This window comes from Paraburkholderia sp. RCC_158 (assembly GCF_041355255.1).
In the GTDB taxonomy this organism is placed as follows: domain Bacteria; phylum Pseudomonadota; class Gammaproteobacteria; order Burkholderiales; family Burkholderiaceae; genus Paraburkholderia; species Paraburkholderia graminis.
On sequence record NZ_JBFUPM010000004.1, the window covers coordinates 200,558 to 218,447 of the forward strand.

The following is a 17,890-nucleotide window of genomic DNA, read 5'->3' on the forward strand; positions in this document are numbered from 1 at the left end:
CTCCGCTTGAGTGACTGATTACACAATCTATCAGCGGGTACGACGCGCGCAAACTGAACGTTTATGAAATGAATATTCCTTCGGATGGCAAACGAATTTTTCCGCCTTCGCAGATAAGCACTTCGCAGCCGACCTGATAAAGATAGTCCGATTCGATAGTTTCATGCGCGATGCGTTGTTGATTAGAGTCATCGCAGGATGGACCTTCTTGCCTCTTCAAACCGGACACCATGAAACGCCCTCTGCCCACTCTGCCCACTCTGTTCTCGCTGCTCGCCGCAACCGCTTTCACACTTGCCGGAGGCCTCTTCTCTTTAGCGCACGCGCAAGGCGAAACGCCCGCAGCGGCGTCCACGGGCGATAACGCCGCGCCGGTGCCCTCGCTCAAGGGCAAACGCATCGGCATCACGGTCGCAGGCACGGATCATTACTGGGATCTGAAAGCCTACCAGGGCGCCGTGGATGAAGTAAAACGCCTCGGCGGCACACCGATCGCGCTCGACGCGGGCCGCAACGACAACCGCCAGATTGCGCAGATCCAGACGCTGATCGCGCAGAAGCCCGATGCGATCATCGAACAATTGGGCACTGCAACAGTGCTGGAGCCGTGGTTGCAGAAAATACGCCAGGCCAACATCCCGCTGTTCACAATCGACACAGCGTCTCCGTCGAGTATCAACGACACCACTTCGGATAACTTCTTCATCGGCGAACAGCTTGCGCTGAAGCTCGTCAACGACATTCACGGCGAGGGCAACATCCTCGTATTCAATGGTTTTTACGGCGTGCCGGTTTGCGCAATCCGCTACGACCAGTTGAAAGCCGTGCTGAAGTACTACCCGAAAGTACACATCATTCAGCCCGAGTTGCGCGATGTAATCCCGAACACGGTGCAAAGCGCGTATGCGCAAGTGAGCCAGTTGCTTGCCAAGTACCCGAAGGGGCAGATTGCCGCGATCTGGTCGGCATGGGACGTGCCGCAGGTCGGCGCCACCCAGGCCGTGGATGCCGCGCATCGAAATGAAATCAGAACCTACGCCGTGGATGGCAGCCCGGACGTCGTGGCGCTCGTCAAGGATCCGAAGTCGAGCGCAGGCGCCGTGGTCGCACAGCAACCGGCGTTGATCGGCAAGACGGCCGTGGACAACGTCGCGCGCTACCTCGCGGGCGACCGCACCTTGCCGCCCTACACTTACGTGCCGTCTATTCTCGTCACCAAGGACAACGCCGGCAACGTCCAGCAAACCCTGGGACAACTCGGCTCGAAATGAATCCAAAGGCGCATCCTTCCGCGCTTGTGCTGCGCGACGTCGTCAAACATTTCGACGGCGTGCCTGCGCTGCGCGGCGCGTCGCTCAACGTGGCGCGCGGCAGCGTACACGGTCTGATCGGCCAGAACGGCGCGGGCAAATCGACGCTGATCAAGATTCTCGCCGGTATTCACGCAGCGGACTCGGGCACGATCAGCGTCGACGGCATCGAACAACCGCTCGATGCGTCCGCTCACACGCGTGGGTCCGGCATTGGCTTCATCCATCAGGAACGCATGCTGCCGCCCACCTTCACGGTCGCGGAGGCGCTCTGGCTGGGCGACGAACGCAGCTTCGGTCCACGCGCGGCGGGCCCGTTTCGTCTACTGGACGTGCGCCGCATGCAGCGCGATGCGCGCGACGCGTTGCAGAAACACTTCGGTGTCGACTTGCCGCCCAACCGGCTGATAGCCGATCTCAGCGTCGCTGAACAGCAGATCGTGCAGATCACGCGCGAACTGATTCGCGAGCCGCGCATTCTCGTCTTCGACGAACCGACCGCGGCGCTGGTGAGCCGCGAAGTGGACCGCTTGCTGCAGACCATCGATCGTCTGCGGCAACGCGGCCTGACCATCCTTTACGTGTCGCATTACCTCAACGAAATCGCGGCTGTCTGCGATCGCGTGACCGTACTGCGCGACGGCGCGGACGTCGCTCATGTCGATGCACGCACCACCTCTACGGAGTCGCTCGTCACGGCAATGATCGGCGCGCAGCCGCAAACGCGTATGCCCCAGTCGGCGCGCACACCTGGCGAAACCGTGTTGAGCGTACGCAATCTGAGCGCGCAAAACCGCTTCGAAGACGTCTCGTTCGATGTGCGGCGCGGCGAGATTATCGGCGTGACCGGTTTGCTCGGCTCCGGCGGCAAGCAGGTGATCCGCAGTCTGTTCGGGCTTGAACGCGGCGTCGAGGGCGTGATCGAAATCGACGGCAAGCCGGTGCGTTTGCGACGTCCGCAGGACGCCGTGCGCCGACGCATTGCCTTCGTTCCGGAAGACCGGCGCGCGCACGGCGTTGCGCCTGCGCTTTCCGTGCGCGAGAACATGACGCTTGCCAGTCTCGCGCGCTTCAGTCGCTTCGGGCTGCTGAAGCAACGCAGCGAGACTCTCGCCGTGCAAGGTCTGATCGAGGATCTGGCCGTGCGCACGCCGGGCACGGAAGCGCCGGTGCGGCATCTGTCCGGAGGCAACCAGCAGAAAGTCGCGCTCGCGAAGTGGCTGAGCCGCGCGTCGTCGGTGTATCTGCTCGATGAGCCTACAGTCGGCGTCGACATCGGCGCGAAGACCGAGATCTATCGTCTGCTGGACCGGCTTGCGCGGGACGGTGCTGCCGTACTGCTGTTCTCCAGCGATCTGATCGAACTGCTCGCCATGACCGACCGCGTGCTGGTGATGGCGCGAGGCCGGATCGTACGCGAACTCGTCTCGCGCGAAGCCGATAGCCAGGACGTACTCGCATGGGCAACCGGTGCACGCGGCGCGTCATCGCAACAGGAGGTTGCCGCATGAGCAAGGTCCTCGAAAACGCGCCACGTAGCGGCAAATTCGAAATACCCGAGCGCTTCTTCGGCGCGCAATGGTGGCTGCGCAGCGGTGCGGCGCTCGCCTTTGCCGCTGTGTTCGTCGGTTTTGCCATCAGTTCGCCGCTCTTTTTCAGCCTCGCCAATCTGGCCAACGTCGTGCAGCAATCCGCGGTAGTTGGAATACTCGGCTTTGGGTTGACGATTGTGCTGATAGGCGGCGGTGCCGATCCGATCAGAGGCGGCCTTGATCTGTCCGTCGCGGCCAATCTCGGGCTGAGTGCGGCGGTGTACGCGGTGACGCTGCGCGAGGGCTTTTCGCCTTTGAACGCTTTCGCGCTGACGCTGGCAGCGGGCGCCGCAGTCGGTGCGCTCAACGCGTTCGCCGTGATCGTACTGCGCATCTTCCCGTTGCTTGCCACCCTGACGACGATGAATCTCTGCGCGGGGTTCGAACTAGTGCTCACGCAGAATACGTCGGTGCCTGCAAGCGGAGCATTGCCCGGCTTCCTGCTCGACAATGGCGCGCTTGGCGTGCCCCATCTTGCGTATGCGTTGCTGCTCGTTGCCGCGCTCTTCACCTTGCTGATTCACTACACGCCGTTCGGATTGCGCTTGCGCGCGGTCGGCGCTCATCGCGACGCCGCGCAGGCAGCGGGCGTTCGAACTCACCGCTACATTGCGGCCAGTTACGTGTTGAGCGGCGTGGCGGCTGCGTTGGCGGCACTGGCTTCCACCGCGCTACTCAGCGGCAGTTCACCAGGCGCGGGAGAAAATCTGCTGGCGACCGTCGCGGCGGCATTGCTCGGCGTCGTGTTTTCGCGGCGCCTCGTGCCGACCATTCCGGGCACGCTGCTCGCCGTGCTTTTTATCGGCGTGATCAGCAACGGCTTTCAACTCGACAATGTATCGAGCTATTGGGTCAACGGAGTGGAAGGCGTGTTGATTCTGTTCGTCGTCGCCACCACTGCTCTGGTCCGCCGCCGTCATGCGGGGAGTCACGCCCATGATTGAAACCATCGGACGCTTTCAGCGCTTCGCGCTAGTCGGCGCATTGATCGCCGTGATCGTTTTCTTTGCGGTTTTTGCGCCCGGTTTTGCGCGGGCCGGCAATCTCGCCGACGTTCTGCTCAACAACTTCGCATTGCTCGCTATCGCCTCGCTTGGCATGACGCTCGCATTGTCCCTGGGTGCGATCGATCTGTCGCTCGGCACGTCTATCGACGTCGCCAGTCTCGCGTTCGTGCTGTTGAGCGCACATCATGTGGGCGTGTTGCCGGCGGCATTCGGCGGTCTCGCCGCCGCATTCGTAATTGGCGCGTTCAACGGCGTGCTGATCGGCAGACTCGGCATCGCACCGTTTCTCGCGACGCTCGGCACGTTGTTCATCGGACAAACCGTGCAACAACTCGCGACCGATGGCGGACAGCCCGTGTATCTGTTGAATATGGCGTTGCCGCCGCTATTCAGTGCGCTCGCGCATGGCGCCGTAGCCGGCCTCCCGGTGCCGTTATGGATCGTCGCTGCATTGGCGCTTATCGTACACGTCACGCTTTCGCGCTCCGCGTTCGGCAGGGCGATCACGGCGCTTGGCGCGCAACCTGGCGTTGCGCGCTATTCGGGGCTGCCGGTGGCGACGATCACGGCAGTGACTTTTATCGCCAGCGCGTTGATTTATGGCGTCGTGGGACTGCTGCTTTCGTCCACCGTCAAAGCGTACGTTCCGCAGGCCGGCAACGGTTATCTGCTCAATGCGATCGGTGCGACGTTTATCGGCACCACGTTGTCGCCGACGCGCCGTCCTGGCGTCGTCGGCACCTTGCTTGGCGTGCTGCTGCTCAGTCTGGTCGCAAACGGACTCTTGCTGATCGGCTGGAATTTCTACTGGCAACAAGTGGCGACCGGCGCATTGATCTTCGCCGTGCTGGCCGTCAGCTTCGCTCAGCGCCGCGCCCGTTATGCGTGAGATTCCGCGCCACGTCCCACGCTAAACGTAAATGCCAACGCGCCGACCAGCAGCACACCCTTGATGAAATCCTGCATGTAGTACGGCGCGTTGAGCATCGTCAAGCCGTTCAACAACACACCGACGAACACCGCGCCGACGACCGTGCCGAACACGTTCGGCCGCTTGGCGCCCCACACCGCGTATCCGACGAGCGATGCCGCGACGGCATCGAGCAGCATCGAATGGCCCGCGCTGACATCGCCACGGCCGACACGCGCGGCAATCAGCACGCCGCCCAGCGAAGCAATCGCGCCCGACACGACATACGCGGCGATCCGGTAGCGCGCAGTCGGTGCGCCAGCCAGACGCGCCGCCGTCTCGTTGCCGCCGATTGCGTAAATGACGCGGCCCCAGCGCGTGCATTCCATCAGCACGCAAGCCACCACCGTCAACACGGCAAGCACGATCACCGGCAGCGGCACGACGTCGAATAGACGCAGACGTCCGAGCGCCAGGAACGCATCGGGGAATACGCCGGTCGTTTCCGTGCCGTCGGGCAGGATAGTACCCGTGGCGAGCGAACGGCCACCTGTGGGTATCAATTGCAAGCCGGCCAGCAGAAACAGCGTGCCGAGCGTGGCAAGCTGATCCGGCACGCGCAGGCGCGTAATCAGCAGGCCGTTGAAGAGACCCGCCAGCACGCCGATGACAAGGCACGCGGCGACTGCCGCGAGCGTATTGCCGTGCCAGACGATCAACACATAGCTTGCCGCCATCTGCGCCGATGCGGCCACGCTGCCCACCGACAGATCGAAACCGCCCGCCGCAAGCGTCACGGTCACGCCGATTCCGAGCAGCGCCACAATCGACACCGACTGCAAAATGCTGAACAGGTTGTCGATATTCAGAAACGCCGGCTGGTTGAGCGCAAAGACGACGATCAGTAGCGCGAGCACGAGGAGCATACCGGTTCGTTCGAGGTGGCCTCGCAGGCTGCGCAATGCGCCGCCTTTGCGTGCGACCGGGGTTCGTGCCGCATGAGCGTTTTGATCGACGGCCTCGGATGCAATCGAAGAGCTGGTTTTCATGAGTGAGCGTGGAGATTGAGGTCGGAATGGGCGGCAGGCTCGAGCGTGGCCCGATCGAAACGGACGACGCGATCGGCGATCTCGAGCGCCTCTTCGAGATCGCTGACGAAAACGAGCGTGGCGCGTTGGCCGGCGTGACGCCGCAACGTATCGACGATATCGGCGCGTGCGCCCGCATCGACGCCCTGAAACGGTTCGTCGAGCAGCAGCAAACGCGCGGGCTGCGCATGCCAGCGCGCGAGCACGACTTTCTGCTGATTGCCGCCTGATAGACGCGTGAGCCGGTCATCCGGACCCGTGCAGCGAATCCCGAAGTTGTCGATTGCGTCGGCTGCGGCGCGCTGTTCGCGGCCGCGCTTGACCACGCCCCGCCTGAACCAGCGCGTGAGAAACGGAAAGCTGAGCGTGCCCGCGATCGACGCGAACGGTACGCTGTCCGGAAACAGCGACGTACGCCAACGGTCTTCGCCCGCGAGGAAGACACCGGCGCGGATTGCGTCGGCAGGTGAGCGCGGACGCCACGGCTTGCCGTCGAGCGTCATCGTGCCGGACGCTGTGCGGATCGCGCCGAAAATGGCCCGTGCAAAACGCGACTTGCCCCCGCCGACCGGCCCGGCGATCGCGACGATTTCGCCTTGCTGCACGTCCAGATCGAAGGGGACGCTGCCGGGCGTCAATTGCAGATCGCGTACGCTGAAGCAGGGCTTCTGAGCGGAGAGAGCAGCATGAGTGGAGACGGCCGCGTTGCGATCGCTGCGCAGTTTGCGGCCGATCATCGTTTCCACTGCGGCGTTGAAATCGATCGGCGCGCGTAAGTCGGAGACGATGCGGCCGTCGCGCACAATTGTCACGCGCTGCGCAATACGACGCAGGTCGCCGAGCCGATGCGATACCAGCAGAATCGCAACACCTTCATCGCGCAAGCGCTCGAGCAACGCAAAGAGACGCTCGGCCTCCGGCTCGGAAAGACTGGCCGTGGGTTCATCGAGGATCAGCAGCGCCGGTCGCGTAGCCAAAGCACGCGCCAGCGTCACGAGCTGCTGCGCGGCGAGCGACAGCGACGCCAAGGGCGCAGCCAGATCGGCGTCCAGCCCTACCCGCGCGGCCAACGGCGCCGCGTCGCGAATGCGCGCTGCCGGCGGCGCGCGCCACGGCGAGGCCGGATCGCACAGGCGGTCGAGCAACAGGTTGTCCGCTATGGAAAGCGTCGGCACCACCGCATCCGCAATGGACTGGTGGACGGTCGCAATGCCGAGCTGTTTCGCGTGATGCGGCGACGCGGGCTGGAACGGCTCGCCACGCAAGCTCAGATTGCCGCCGTCCGGGCGATAAACGCCACTCAAGATTTTGACGAGTGTGGATTTGCCCGCGCCGTTGGCGCCCATCAGCGCGACGACTTCACCGGCGCTGATCGAGAAGTCGACGGAATCGAGCGCCAGCGTGGGGCCGAAGCGTTTCGAGACGGCGGCGACGGTCAGAATGGGAACGGCCATCGAAGAGCGCGCAGCGTAACTGCGCTCGTAGCGAATGACCGACCATCGTAGCTAGCGGATATCAGCCGGCCAACGAAGCGTTGCTCATATCGATAGTGTGACCGCTTTCTCTTCCCGGGCCCGATATCGGCCCGGAGACCGAACGGCAAGCAACGGGCGACTAGCCTCCACCCAAATGCCAAACGCGCATAACCTTCGATGAATCGCTTATTGGAGCAACGCGCGCTCTTCTTTCTATACTCGATTCCGGTCAGCACTGACCAACGACGAGTGCCAAAACTCACACGCGGATATCGAACCATGAGCCTACGTCCTTTGCATGACCGCCTGATCGTCAAGCGTCTCGACCAGGAAACCAAAACCGCTTCGGGCATCGTGATCCCAGAAAGCGCTGCCGAAAAACCCGATCAGGGCGAAGTTATCGCCATTGGTCCGGGCAAGCGCGATAGCGACGGCAAGCGCGTCGAACCTGACCTCAAGGTCGGCGAGCGCGTGCTGTTCGGCAAATATGCGGGACAGTCGGTGAAAGTCGACGGCAACGAACTGCTCGTGCTGCGCGAAGAAGATGTCGTGGCAGTGGTCACTCAATAACGAACGGAGCGTCAAATCATGGCAGCAAAAGAAATCATTTTCAGCGACGTCGCCCGCTCGAAACTCGTCGAAGGCGTCAACATTCTGGCCAATGCGGTCAAGGTCACGCTCGGTCCGAAGGGCCGCAATGTGGTGCTCGAACGCAGCTTCGGTTCGCCCATCGTGACCAAGGACGGCGTCTCGGTCGCCAAGGAAATCGAATTGCCGGACCGCGTGCAGAACATCGGCGCGCAGCTCGTGAAGGAAGTCGCCTCGCGCACCAGCGACGCCGCCGGCGACGGCACCACCACCGCGACCGTGCTCGCGCAAGCCATCGTCCGTGAAGGACAGAAGTATGTGGCGGCGGGCCTCAATCCGCTGGACCTGAAGCGCGGCATCGACAAGGCCGTGATCGCCGCGATCGACGAGCTCAAGAAGATCAGCAGGCCGACCACGACCAGCAAGGAAATCGCTCAGGTCGCGACGATCTCGGCCAACGGCGAAGAGTCGATCGGCCAGCGGATTGCCGAAGCGATCGACCGCGTCGGCAAGGAAGGCGTGATCACCGTGGAAGACGGCAAGTCGCTCGACGATGAGCTGGACGTGGTGGAAGGTCTGCAATTCGATCGTGGCTACCTGTCGCCGTATTTCATCAACGATCAGGACAAACAGGTGGCCGTGCTCGATAACCCGTTCGTGCTGCTGCACGACAAGAAGGTATCGAACATTCGCGATCTGCTGCCGGTTCTGGAACAGGTCGCGAAAGCCGGCCGCCCGCTTCTGATCATCGCGGAAGATGTCGAAGGCGAAGCGCTGGCTACGCTCGTGGTCAACAACATTCGCGGCATTCTAAAGACCGTCGCGGTCAAGGCTCCGGGCTTCGGCGATCGCCGCAAGGCGCTGCTCGAAGACATCGCGATTCTGACCGGCGGCCAGGTGATCGCCGAAGAAACGGGACTGTCGCTAGAGAAGGCGACGCTCGCGGAACTCGGTCAGGCCAAGCGGATCGAGGTCGGCAAGGAAAACACCACCGTCATCGACGGCGCGGGCGACAGCAAGAACATCGAAGCACGCGTGAAGCAGATTCGCACGCAGATCGAGGAAGCCAGTTCGGACTACGATCGCGAGAAACTGCAGGAACGGGTCGCGAAACTGGCGGGCGGCGTGGCGGTCATCAAGGTGGGCGGCGCGACCGAGATCGAGGTCAAGGAAAAGAAAGACCGTGTCGACGACGCGCTGCATGCAACGCGTGCCGCTGTCGAGGAAGGCATCGTGCCGGGCGGCGGCGTCGCGCTGATTCGCGTGAAGCAGGCTATCAGTGCGCTCAAGGGCGTGAATGCCGATCAGGATGCGGGCATCAAGATCGTGCTGCGCGCACTCGAAGAACCGCTGCGGCAGATCGTGACGAATGCCGGCGAAGAGGCCAGCGTGGTCGTCGCGAAAGTGGCGGAAGGCACGGGCAATTTCGGCTACAACGCACAGACCGGCGAGTATGGCGACCTGGTGGAATCGGGCGTGCTCGATCCGACCAAGGTGACGCGCACGGCGCTGCAAAACGCGGCATCGGTCGCGGGTCTGCTGCTCACCACCGACGCGACCGTCCATGAAGCACCGAAAGATGCGCCGGCAGCGGGACAGCCGGGCGGTCCCGGCGCGGGCGGGCCGGGACTCGATTTCTAAGTACCCGTACCGTCTGCCGCAAGGCATCGCGCGCTTGCACTGCGCGCGGTTAAACGCAAGGGACACGGGCCCGTATTCGCTTTGTCGCGAGCCGGCCTGTGTCTGTTCTACCTCTCCCCCGCTCTCGCCCACGGCCCGCAGCCGATGCGCAAACTCATCGCATCAACGCACCGCCACGCCGTGTTGTTCATCGCGCACCGTACCGCTTTCGGTTTCCGTTTCTGTTGCCGCATCGATACGCGTGGCGTGAGCCCGCCGTTCCCGCAACAACATGCGAGACGCAATCCATTGCAGCGCGGAGCACAAAAGCAGATACACGATCCCGACGAATACGAAAATCTGCGCGGGATAAATCATCAGACGGCTGTTGACCTGATTGGCGAGAAACGTGAATTCCGGCACGCCGACGATATACGCGAGCGACGTGTCCTTGACGAGCGACACCCACTGATTCACGAATGACGGCAGCATGATGCGCACCGCCTGCGGCAGCACCACGTAACGTAACGCCTGCCAGCGCGTGAGCCCGAGCGACAGCGCCGCCTGCTGCTGGCCCGCGCCGACCGACACGATCCCCGCATGCACCGCATGCGATAGATACGCGCCGCCGATCAGCGACAGCGCGCAGACCACCGCGACCAGACCCGGCACGTCGATATGCAGCAGCATCGGCATCAGGAAGAAGGTCCAGAAGATCAGCATCAGCACCGGAATTGCGCGGAAAAACGCGACGATTCCGAGCAGCAGCAGACGTGCGCCGCCGCGTGTCAGCGCGAGCGCCACGCCGCCCGCCAGTCCCACGACGGCGGACAGCAACGCCGACACCACCGAGAGCACGACCGTCAGCGCCGCGCCGCCCAGCGGCCCGTTGGGAAACGCACCGAGCAGCAGATAGCGCAGCGTCGGCAGCCACTCGAGGGCGGTCATGCTCGCCCCCGTTGCAGCGCGCGTACGCCCGTGTGCTGCCAGATCACGAGAGCCATTTCGATCAGCGCGATGGTGCCGACATACAGCACGGTTGCCGTGCCGAACGCCTGAAAAGTCCGGAAGCTTTCCGTGTCGACCTGGCGGGACGCATACGACAACTCGGCGACGCCGATCGCCATCGTCAGCGACGAGTTCTTCACGATATTCATGTATTGCCCCGCGAGCGGCGGCGTGGCGATCCGCACCGCTTGCGGCAGCACCACGTGCCGCAAGGTCGCGTAACGCGTCATGCCCAATGCCGCGCTCGCCTGATATTGCGCGATGCCCACGCCGCGGATTCCGGCGCGAAACTCCTCGGCGATAAAGGCCGTGCTGTAGCACGTCAGCCCGAGCCAGCCGGCGAACAGTTCGAAGCTCGGCCAGTGCAGCGCAAACGGCCCGGCGCTCAGGACATGCGGCGTGTTCAGCCACGTCATCCACGCGGAAGGCAGCAGCGTTGCCGCGCCGAAGTACCAGAACAGCAATTGGACCAGCAACGGAGAATTGCGAAACACGAGTACGTAGAGCTTCGCCGCGGCGGCGACCGCACGATGTTGCGCGATGCGCGCCATTGCCAGCCCGAATCCAAGCAACGTCGCGCACACGCTCACGCACGCCGACAGGATCAGCGTGATCAGGAAGCCGTGCGCGAGCCAGCCGAGATAGCGCGGGTCCAGCCAGAAGTTCATCAAATGCATTTGGAGAAAACGCGGTCCTGTATCAGCAAGAAGGCCCGGTCACGCGTTTCGTGACCGGGCCATGTCGAGACGGCTGTCAAGCGACGGGCGTTCAGCTCTTCTGCGGATCGCCGATCCTGAACAGACGCGGCAGCGGCGCGGCGCTCTTCGGGCCGAACCAGGTATCGTAGATCGTGCCGGCCGTGCCCTTGGCTTCGAGATCCTTCAGCGTGTCGTTGACGACATTCAGCAGGCGCGTCTCGCCCTTCGGCACACCCACGCCTTCGTAGTCGTTGGAGATCGTGAACGGCGGGATCTCGTAGTTCGCCTTGTCCGGCACCTTCGCCAGCAACGCGACGAGCTTCGGTCCGTCCTGCGTGATCGCCTGCACGTTGCCCGTGCGAAGCGCGGCGAAGGCGAACGGCGTGTCGTCGTAAGCGATGATCGTCGCGCTCGGGAATTGCGCGCGCACCTGCTGCTCATTGGTCGTGCCTTTGTCGGCGCCGATCCGCAAACCGTTCAACTGTTGCGGCGCAGTAAGCGTGCCCTTCTTCGCGATGAATTGCGTGCCCGACGCAAAATACGGCGTGCTGAAATCGACTTCCTTCTTGCGGTCGTCGGTAATCGTGAAGTTGGCGAAAACGAGATCCACCTTGCCCGACTTCAGGAACGCGATGCGGTTCGCCGGATTGGTCGGCTGGATCTCGAGCTTGACGCCGAGGCGCGTGGCGAGCGCCCGCGCATAATCGACGTCGAGCCCGACGATCTGATTGCTCTTCGGATCGACGAAGCCGAACGGCGGATTGCTGTCGAACGCGGCCACGCGCAATACGCCCGCCTTCTTGATGTCGTCGAGGCGATCCGCGTGCGCGGCAGCGGACATGACAAGCAGACTTCCGGCGATCGCTGCGCCAAGCACTCTGAGATTCATAGCGGTGGTTTCCTGTTGTTTTGATGGGCCGCGCGCGAGGTCGAATAGCGCGTGCCTTAGCGTGAGAAGTGGACTCTAGCAACGCTCGCGGACAGCACAAACCAAGCAATTTTCAGGTGCTAAGCAGCGTTGCTGATAATGGGCGGGGCGCGGCGGCGGGGTTGGGTATTCCCGTGTTCGCGTTTTCAGTGCGGGTGTCCGCGCGGAACCTGTCGTCTATCCACGCAACGCACCAGGGCAATCCACAATCCGTCGCGCTCACGACGCCGTTTCCGCCGCAAGCGATCCGCCAAGATAAGCATCGCGAATCCGTTGATCGCCGAGCAGTTCGCTTGCGGTGCCTGACAACACCACGCGGCCGGTCTGCAGCACATAGCCGCGATGCGCGCATCGCGGCCAGGTCATCCGGTTGTCCCATTGCCGACAACCGCGCAAAACCGCGCTTCTGGCATCCAATGAGTTGCTACGCGACCGACGTCACATATCCGCCATCGGGCGCGTCGTGCGGAAGGGACCAGCCGAAATAGACCTCTGCCTCGACGATCTTGCCGCCGCGGACGGTCAGCCGCTCCGTATTGCGGAATCGTCGACTGCCAAGAGTCGTTCCTTCGTAAACGACGAACACCTGTTCGCCATGAACAACGACATCGACGAACTGAAAGTCGGTAATCGACTCACTGTTCGGCCAACAACGCGTGAAGTAAGTGCTGCGATCCAGGCGGTTATCCAGAGGGCTAGTGAAATGGAAGTCAGCGCCGATCAGCGCCTCGATGGCGGCGCGGTCCTTATGTACATAGGCGAGATAACTCGCACGGGCGATGTCGGCAGGATCTTGCTGCATATACGTCGTCTCCATTGAATGTTTCAAGAAAGCGCCTCAACGGCCCGTTCCCGCAGGTGGACCTGCGGAAAACTCAGGTGCATCGCAGGCTCCTGGCCATTGTCGGCCCGACCGGCGCCGCCTTCTCTGCCCCTCATGCGTCCACGATCACTTCAAACCCGCCGTAGATCAGCCGCTTGCCGTCGAACGGCATCGGATTCGTGTCAGGCTGCAGCCGTGGGTCGGCCATCACCGCTTTCATGCCGTCGTCTCGTGCCTGACGCGAAGGCCAGACAACCCAGGAGAACACCACCGCCTCGTCATGCTGCCGTTTGACCGCCATCGGAAAAGACGTCAGCTTCCCTTCCGGGACGTCATCGCCCCAGCACTCGACCACCTTCAATGCGCCGTGCTCCTTGAAGACGGCCGCTGCCGATTCGGCATGCTTCCTGTACGTTTCGCGATTGGCCGTGGGCACCGCGGCGACAAACCCATCTATGTAAGTCATGAACGATCTCCGGTTTGCGTGAGTCATGAATAAGGGCGCAAAAGCGACATCGGGACCGCATTGCCGCAATCTTGCCGCCCTATACACACGACGAACCACGCTTGAGGAAATCGACAAAGCTCACGATAAATTTCGTCCGCGTGCGCGCGCACTGGAAGATCAGGACTGACTCGAGCCGCCAGCGACAGGCACCTGGATCCTCGCAACGGAAGCCCGCGAAATAATCAGACTAACAGCGGAAAGTGCGAGGAAGCCCAACGAGGTGCAGATGACACCCGCAAAACCGAACACCGGATAGACATGCCCCGCCACTGCCGAACCAAAGCCGATTCCGCAAAATACGAACGACGCAGTCAACGCCAATGCAGTCCCGCGCCGGTCCGGCACCATCTCGACGATCCGGCGCTGCTGGGAAGGCCACAGCAGGTCCGTGGCGAATGCCCAGCCAGCAAGCGCACCGAAGAACCATTGCAGATGGGGTGGCGTCATCCAAAGCAACGCGAGGTCGAGGGCGAGCAGCGCGAGCCCAGCGGTCAACATCGCTTCCGCGCTATAGCGCCTCGCGGCACGCGTCACGAAAAGGTTCCCTGCGACGCCGGCAACGCCCAGCACGACAAGCGCGGCCGATACAGCACTGGAACCGGCATGGAACGTGTCGCGAACAATCGGCGCAATAAACGAGTACGTCGAATAGACGCCTGCCGCGATGAAAAACACGACGAGAAACGCGCTGAGTGTCTCGGTACGGCTTAGCAGCGATGTAACGGTTCTGAGCTCGACATGCTCGCCCTCGCTGGAATCGGGCACGACCGCCACGATAAGCGCCGCTGTTGCCGCGCCCGCGCACGCAATCGCAACGAATAACGCCCGCGCCCCCCACACGTGAGCGACCCATGCCGAAAGCGGCATCCCGACGAGACCCGCGATACTCAGTCCGAGCAGAACGATGGCGATCGCGCTGCCCTGATGCCTGGGTTCAACGAGGCTCGATCCCAATGCGCCAAGCACAGGACCAATAAATCCCGCGCCCAATCCCATCAGCACGCGCGACAGAACGAGGACGGAGTAGTTTGGTGCGGCCGCGAACAGCAATGCGGCGGCGCTGAAGAGCGAGAGCCCGATGAGCACCTGGCGACGCCGTCGCAAATGTCCGAAGCCGACTTGCAGTAAAGGCGCGGCAAACGCGAAGGTCACGCCAAAAAAAGATATCAGGTAGACGCTCTGCGCGTCGGCAAGACCCCATTCACGCGAAATCGCATTGAGACTGCCGACGACCGATAACGCGCCTGTCGCTTGCACGAAGTACGCAAAACTGAGCGCGCGAAGCGCACGCGTGGTTTTCGCAGGGATAGCTGGGGTCATGAGCGAGTACTGGAGTTGAGCGATTCCGGCGCCGGACGGCGGACGGCGGACAAGCGGCCGGACCGCGCAAGCGGCGCCGAGCGCCGCTTTGTCGCGATCGCCGTTCGGGTACGTCAGGCTACTGGAATGGGGTTGTCTTTCAACGAGAGGTTGAACTGGTCGACGAACGCATACTCGTTAGGTCCAACGTTGTCGCGCAGCGGCTGGGCAGCGCTGACCACCACTTCCTGCGTCGCGGTAGCGAGCTTGTCCAAGGTCTCGGCGATGAACGCATCGAGCGGCATTGCCCGCGGATCGCCACTCCTGTGGACGAGATCCGTGTCGACCCACGGCGGCGCGATTTCGAGCACGCGCACGCTGGTGTCGCGCAGCATGAATCGCTGCGACATGGTGTACGAGTGGACTGCTGCCTTGGTTGCGGAATACAGCGCGGTAGCAGCCAGCGGTACATAGGCGAGCACGGAACTGTTGTTGATGATCGTCGACTCCGGCTGCTGCTTGAGATGTTCGACAAGCGCCGCACTCATCCGCACTGGACCGAGCAGGTTCGTATTGATCAGATGCACCGCCTGCGCATCGTCGAGCGCACTGCCCGCGTTGTCGAACGGCATGATGCCCGCGTTGTTGATCAAGACGTTCAGCGTGGGATAGCGCCCGATCAATTGCCTTGCCACCTGTTGAATCTGCGCGCCGTCTGCAATGTCGAGTTCGATGACATCGATGCCCGGGTTCGCGTTTGCGACCTCGTCGAGTAACGCTTTGCGCCGCCCGGCGATGATCACCTTGTTGCCGCGTTGATGGAACGCTTCGGCGAGCGCGCGTCCAATACCCGACGTGCCGCCCGTAATGAATATCGTGTTGCCTGAAAGTTTCATGATCACCGCTTCCTTAATGTAGATGTGTATCGGCAACCAATGTCAGTGAGTGGTCGTGTAGCGCGGTGCCGGAACGTTGGTCGACAATAGCGGCGACATTGCACGCCTCGCGCTTTCGTATTCTTCCCATTTGGCGACGTCGTGCAGCGAAGGAATCGTCACGAGTTCGCCCCGCTCGAACCCGACCAGCGCCGCATCGACCATGTTTTCCGCGGACATCACGATCGACTTGTCCAGGTTTTCGAGGGGTAGCCCTCCCGTTTGCCAGAAATCGGTAGCCGTTGCGCCCGGCAAGACGGCCTGGATCCGAATTCCCTTGCCGGCAAGCTCGTGGTGCAGGGACTGGCTGAATGCGAGCACGAAGGCCTTGCTTCCACCGTAGACACCATTGAGCGCTTCCGGCGCAATCGCGACGATCGACGAAATATTGATGACAGCGCCTTTGCCGCGCGACACAAAGCCGGGCACGGCGGCGTAGGTAAGACGCATCACGCTCGTCACGTTGAGATCGATCATGCGCGACATCGCATCGACGTCACTGTCCTCGAGAGGCGTATGCGTACCGACGCCCGCGTTATTGACCAGCAGGGTGATCGTCGCATCCTGTTTCAGCTTTGTTTCGACGATCGAAAGGCCAGCCCGAGTCCCGAGGTCGGCGTCGAGAATCTCGACACTGCGTTGAGTTTGCGTCGTGATACGGCTGGCTAGCGCGGCGAGGCGCTCACGGTTGCGGGCAACGAGTATGAGTTCGTAACCGCGTCGCGCGAGGCGCTCCGCATACACTGCACCCATACCGGACGATGCGCCCGTAATCAGTGCTGTGCCCAAATGTGCTTGCGTCATCATGTCACTCCGGTTGAAGACAGTTGTGCCGGAGTGAATTGTGGTGCCGAAGGCCACCAACTCAAATGACGTTAAAGGTCATGTTTTAGGACATCCCAGATACAGCGATGACCGACTGGCAGCCCGTCGAATTTCTAGCGGCACTAAAGCCGTCTCTTTCTATTCGTCGATCGGGTGATCGTCACCGGTCACATTCCGCGACTCTCTTCTCAACGACTGCGGAGTCATTTGATAGGCTCGCGTGAACACTTCCCGGAGATGACGCCTGTCACGAAATCCTGTTTCGCGCGCAATTGTTTCAAGTGAATGACGGCCACGTTCAATCAGATTTCTCGCCTCTTCCAGACGCAGACGTTCGATTGCCTTCGCGGGAGATATGCCGGTCTCGGAAAGAAAAATGCGCGCGAATTGCCGGCTGCTCAGATGCGCTGCCTTCGCTAGATCGTCCACGCGCAAGGGTTTGGATAAATTGAGGCGTGCATGTTCGAGCGCCTTCTGGACCCGGTCCGACTTTGGCGCGAGCGCCAGCATTTCAGAGTGCTGCGACTGCCCGCCCGAGCGCCGATGCGTCATGACCATCGCACGCGCCACCCTGGTCGCGAAGTCCGCACCCATGTCCTTCTCCACCAGGCCAAGCGCCAGGTCCATCGCCGCCGTCAAACCCGCTGACGTCCATATCGGGCCATCGACGATAAAGATGCGGTCGGCTTCGACCTGAACGAGCGGCCAGCGCGCCTGCAAAGCGTCTGCGAACGCCCAATGCGTGGTCGCGCGTTTACCGTTTAGAAGCCCGGCTTCAGCGAGAACGAACGCACCCGTACAGAGGCCCGCGGTGCGCCGTGAGCGCGCGGCCGCTTCGCTGATGAATCGGAGTTCTTCGGCGGTTGTGGTGCGGCCGGTTGGATTGGCCACGCCGCTGATCATCCAGGTGTCTGCCGTCGCATTCGAATCGGCCGGCCTGGTCATGACGGAGACGCCGAGCGACGAGCGGATTTCTCCGCCCTGCAGCGAGTAATTCGTCACATGATAAATAGGCTCGCGCGCAACGACGTTGGCGATTTCAAATACGGTCTGGGTCCCAATGGCCATGACCTGGAAGTCGTCCGTCAAGAAGTAGCCAATCCGATGCATTAATACGCCAGCCGTGGTGTCCGAAAACGTGAGTATAAATGTCGTTGTAAAAGCCTGCCTGCGGCATGGATGATAAGCATCCTATCCGCCAAAACCGTGCCGCTCGTCCGGCATAACAGCGCGCTGTGTCGATGTCTGTGTCGATGTAATAGCCGGCTCAATCAGG

General features: G+C 62.2%; 17 protein-coding genes and 1 pseudogene. 6 read left to right on the forward strand and 12 right to left on the reverse strand.

Annotated features, from left to right (window positions below; all coding sequences use genetic code 11):
* The first annotated feature begins 230 nt into the window (after nt 1-230).
* From AB6809_RS10330 to AB6809_RS10345, 4 genes are read left to right on the forward strand one after another with little or no spacing between them, the layout of a single operon-like run.
* Nucleotides 231-1,271, forward strand: a complete 1,041-nt coding sequence (locus AB6809_RS10330; protein WP_371026559.1) for a sugar ABC transporter substrate-binding protein — start codon at nt 231-233, stop codon at nt 1,269-1,271.
* The gene (locus tag AB6809_RS10335; protein ID WP_371026560.1) at nt 1,268-2,821 is read left to right on the forward strand and encodes a sugar ABC transporter ATP-binding protein; all 1,554 of its coding nucleotides are present in this window, start codon (nt 1,268-1,270) and stop codon (nt 2,819-2,821) included. The genes AB6809_RS10330 and AB6809_RS10335 overlap by 4 nt, the downstream gene beginning before the upstream one ends.
* Nucleotides 2,818-3,846, forward strand: coding sequence for an ABC transporter permease (locus tag AB6809_RS10340; protein ID WP_371026561.1), 1,029 nt, complete (start codon nt 2,818-2,820; stop codon nt 3,844-3,846). The genes AB6809_RS10335 and AB6809_RS10340 overlap by 4 nt, the downstream gene beginning before the upstream one ends.
* Nucleotides 3,839-4,798, forward strand: a complete 960-nt coding sequence (locus tag AB6809_RS10345; RefSeq protein ID WP_371026562.1) for an ABC transporter permease — start codon at nt 3,839-3,841, stop codon at nt 4,796-4,798. The genes AB6809_RS10340 and AB6809_RS10345 overlap by 8 nt, the downstream gene beginning before the upstream one ends.
* On the opposite strand, the gene AB6809_RS10350 is transcribed toward AB6809_RS10345, so the two are convergent.
* On the reverse strand, nt 4,789-5,868 hold the full coding sequence (locus AB6809_RS10350) for an ABC transporter permease (RefSeq protein ID WP_371026563.1): 1,080 nt from the start codon (nt 5,866-5,868) through the stop codon (nt 4,789-4,791). The genes AB6809_RS10345 and AB6809_RS10350 overlap by 10 nt on opposite strands.
* Nucleotides 5,865-7,361 (reverse strand): sugar ABC transporter ATP-binding protein, encoded by a 1,497-nt coding sequence (locus AB6809_RS10355; protein ID WP_371026564.1) that lies wholly within the window; start codon nt 7,359-7,361, stop codon nt 5,865-5,867. Before AB6809_RS10355 ends, AB6809_RS10350 begins: the two co-directional genes overlap by 4 nt.
* Before the next feature lie 300 nt (nt 7,362-7,661).
* Between AB6809_RS10355 and AB6809_RS10360 the strand changes: the two genes are divergently transcribed.
* Together AB6809_RS10360 and groL are read left to right on the forward strand one after the other, a co-directional pair.
* On the forward strand, nt 7,662-7,952 hold the full coding sequence (locus AB6809_RS10360) for a co-chaperone GroES (protein ID WP_006052637.1): 291 nt from the start codon (nt 7,662-7,664) through the stop codon (nt 7,950-7,952).
* 18 nt (nt 7,953-7,970) lie between these two features.
* On the forward strand, nt 7,971-9,611 hold the full coding sequence (gene groL, locus AB6809_RS10365) for a chaperonin GroEL (protein WP_006052636.1): 1,641 nt from the start codon (nt 7,971-7,973) through the stop codon (nt 9,609-9,611).
* A gap of 162 nt (nt 9,612-9,773) precedes the next feature.
* On the opposite strand, the gene AB6809_RS10370 is transcribed toward groL, so the two are convergent.
* The 10 genes and pseudogenes from AB6809_RS10370 to AB6809_RS10415 form a co-directional block, all read right to left on the reverse strand.
* Entirely contained in the window at nt 9,774-10,538 is a 765-nt protein-coding gene (locus AB6809_RS10370; RefSeq protein WP_371026565.1) for an amino acid ABC transporter permease, read from the reverse strand.
* On the reverse strand, nt 10,535-11,275 hold the full coding sequence (locus tag AB6809_RS10375; RefSeq protein ID WP_371026566.1) for an amino acid ABC transporter permease: 741 nt from the start codon (nt 11,273-11,275) through the stop codon (nt 10,535-10,537). Before AB6809_RS10375 ends, AB6809_RS10370 begins: the two co-directional genes overlap by 4 nt.
* A 91-nt stretch (nt 11,276-11,366) precedes the next feature.
* Nucleotides 11,367-12,185, reverse strand: a complete 819-nt coding sequence (locus AB6809_RS10380) for an ABC transporter substrate-binding protein (protein WP_371026567.1) — start codon at nt 12,183-12,185, stop codon at nt 11,367-11,369.
* Between the two features lie 258 nt (nt 12,186-12,443).
* Nucleotides 12,444-12,572: pseudogene (locus tag AB6809_RS10385) on the reverse strand (ABC transporter ATP-binding protein); the annotation flags it as partial.
* A gap of 76 nt (nt 12,573-12,648) precedes the next feature.
* Nucleotides 12,649-13,026 carry a nuclear transport factor 2 family protein gene (locus AB6809_RS10390; RefSeq protein WP_371026568.1) on the reverse strand — a complete coding sequence of 126 codons (378 nt, stop codon included), beginning with the start codon at nt 13,024-13,026 and terminating at the stop codon, nt 12,649-12,651.
* 133 nt (nt 13,027-13,159) lie between these two features.
* Complete coding sequence (locus tag AB6809_RS10395; protein WP_006052629.1) at nt 13,160-13,513, reverse strand: DUF1428 domain-containing protein; 354 nt, start codon at nt 13,511-13,513, stop codon at nt 13,160-13,162.
* 159 nt (nt 13,514-13,672) lie between these two features.
* Entirely contained in the window at nt 13,673-14,875 is a 1,203-nt protein-coding gene (locus AB6809_RS10400; RefSeq protein ID WP_371026569.1) for an MFS transporter, read from the reverse strand.
* Nucleotides 14,876-14,988: 113 nt separating this feature from the next.
* Nucleotides 14,989-15,750, reverse strand: coding sequence for an SDR family oxidoreductase (locus AB6809_RS10405; protein WP_029970770.1), 762 nt, complete (start codon nt 15,748-15,750; stop codon nt 14,989-14,991).
* 42 nt (nt 15,751-15,792) lie between these two features.
* Nucleotides 15,793-16,593 carry an SDR family oxidoreductase gene (locus tag AB6809_RS10410; RefSeq protein ID WP_053858320.1) on the reverse strand — a complete coding sequence of 267 codons (801 nt, stop codon included), beginning with the start codon at nt 16,591-16,593 and terminating at the stop codon, nt 15,793-15,795.
* Nucleotides 16,594-16,752: 159 nt separating this feature from the next.
* Complete coding sequence (locus AB6809_RS10415; protein ID WP_029970767.1) at nt 16,753-17,724, reverse strand: GlxA family transcriptional regulator; 972 nt, start codon at nt 17,722-17,724, stop codon at nt 16,753-16,755.
* Nucleotides 17,725-17,890 lie beyond the last annotated feature (166 nt).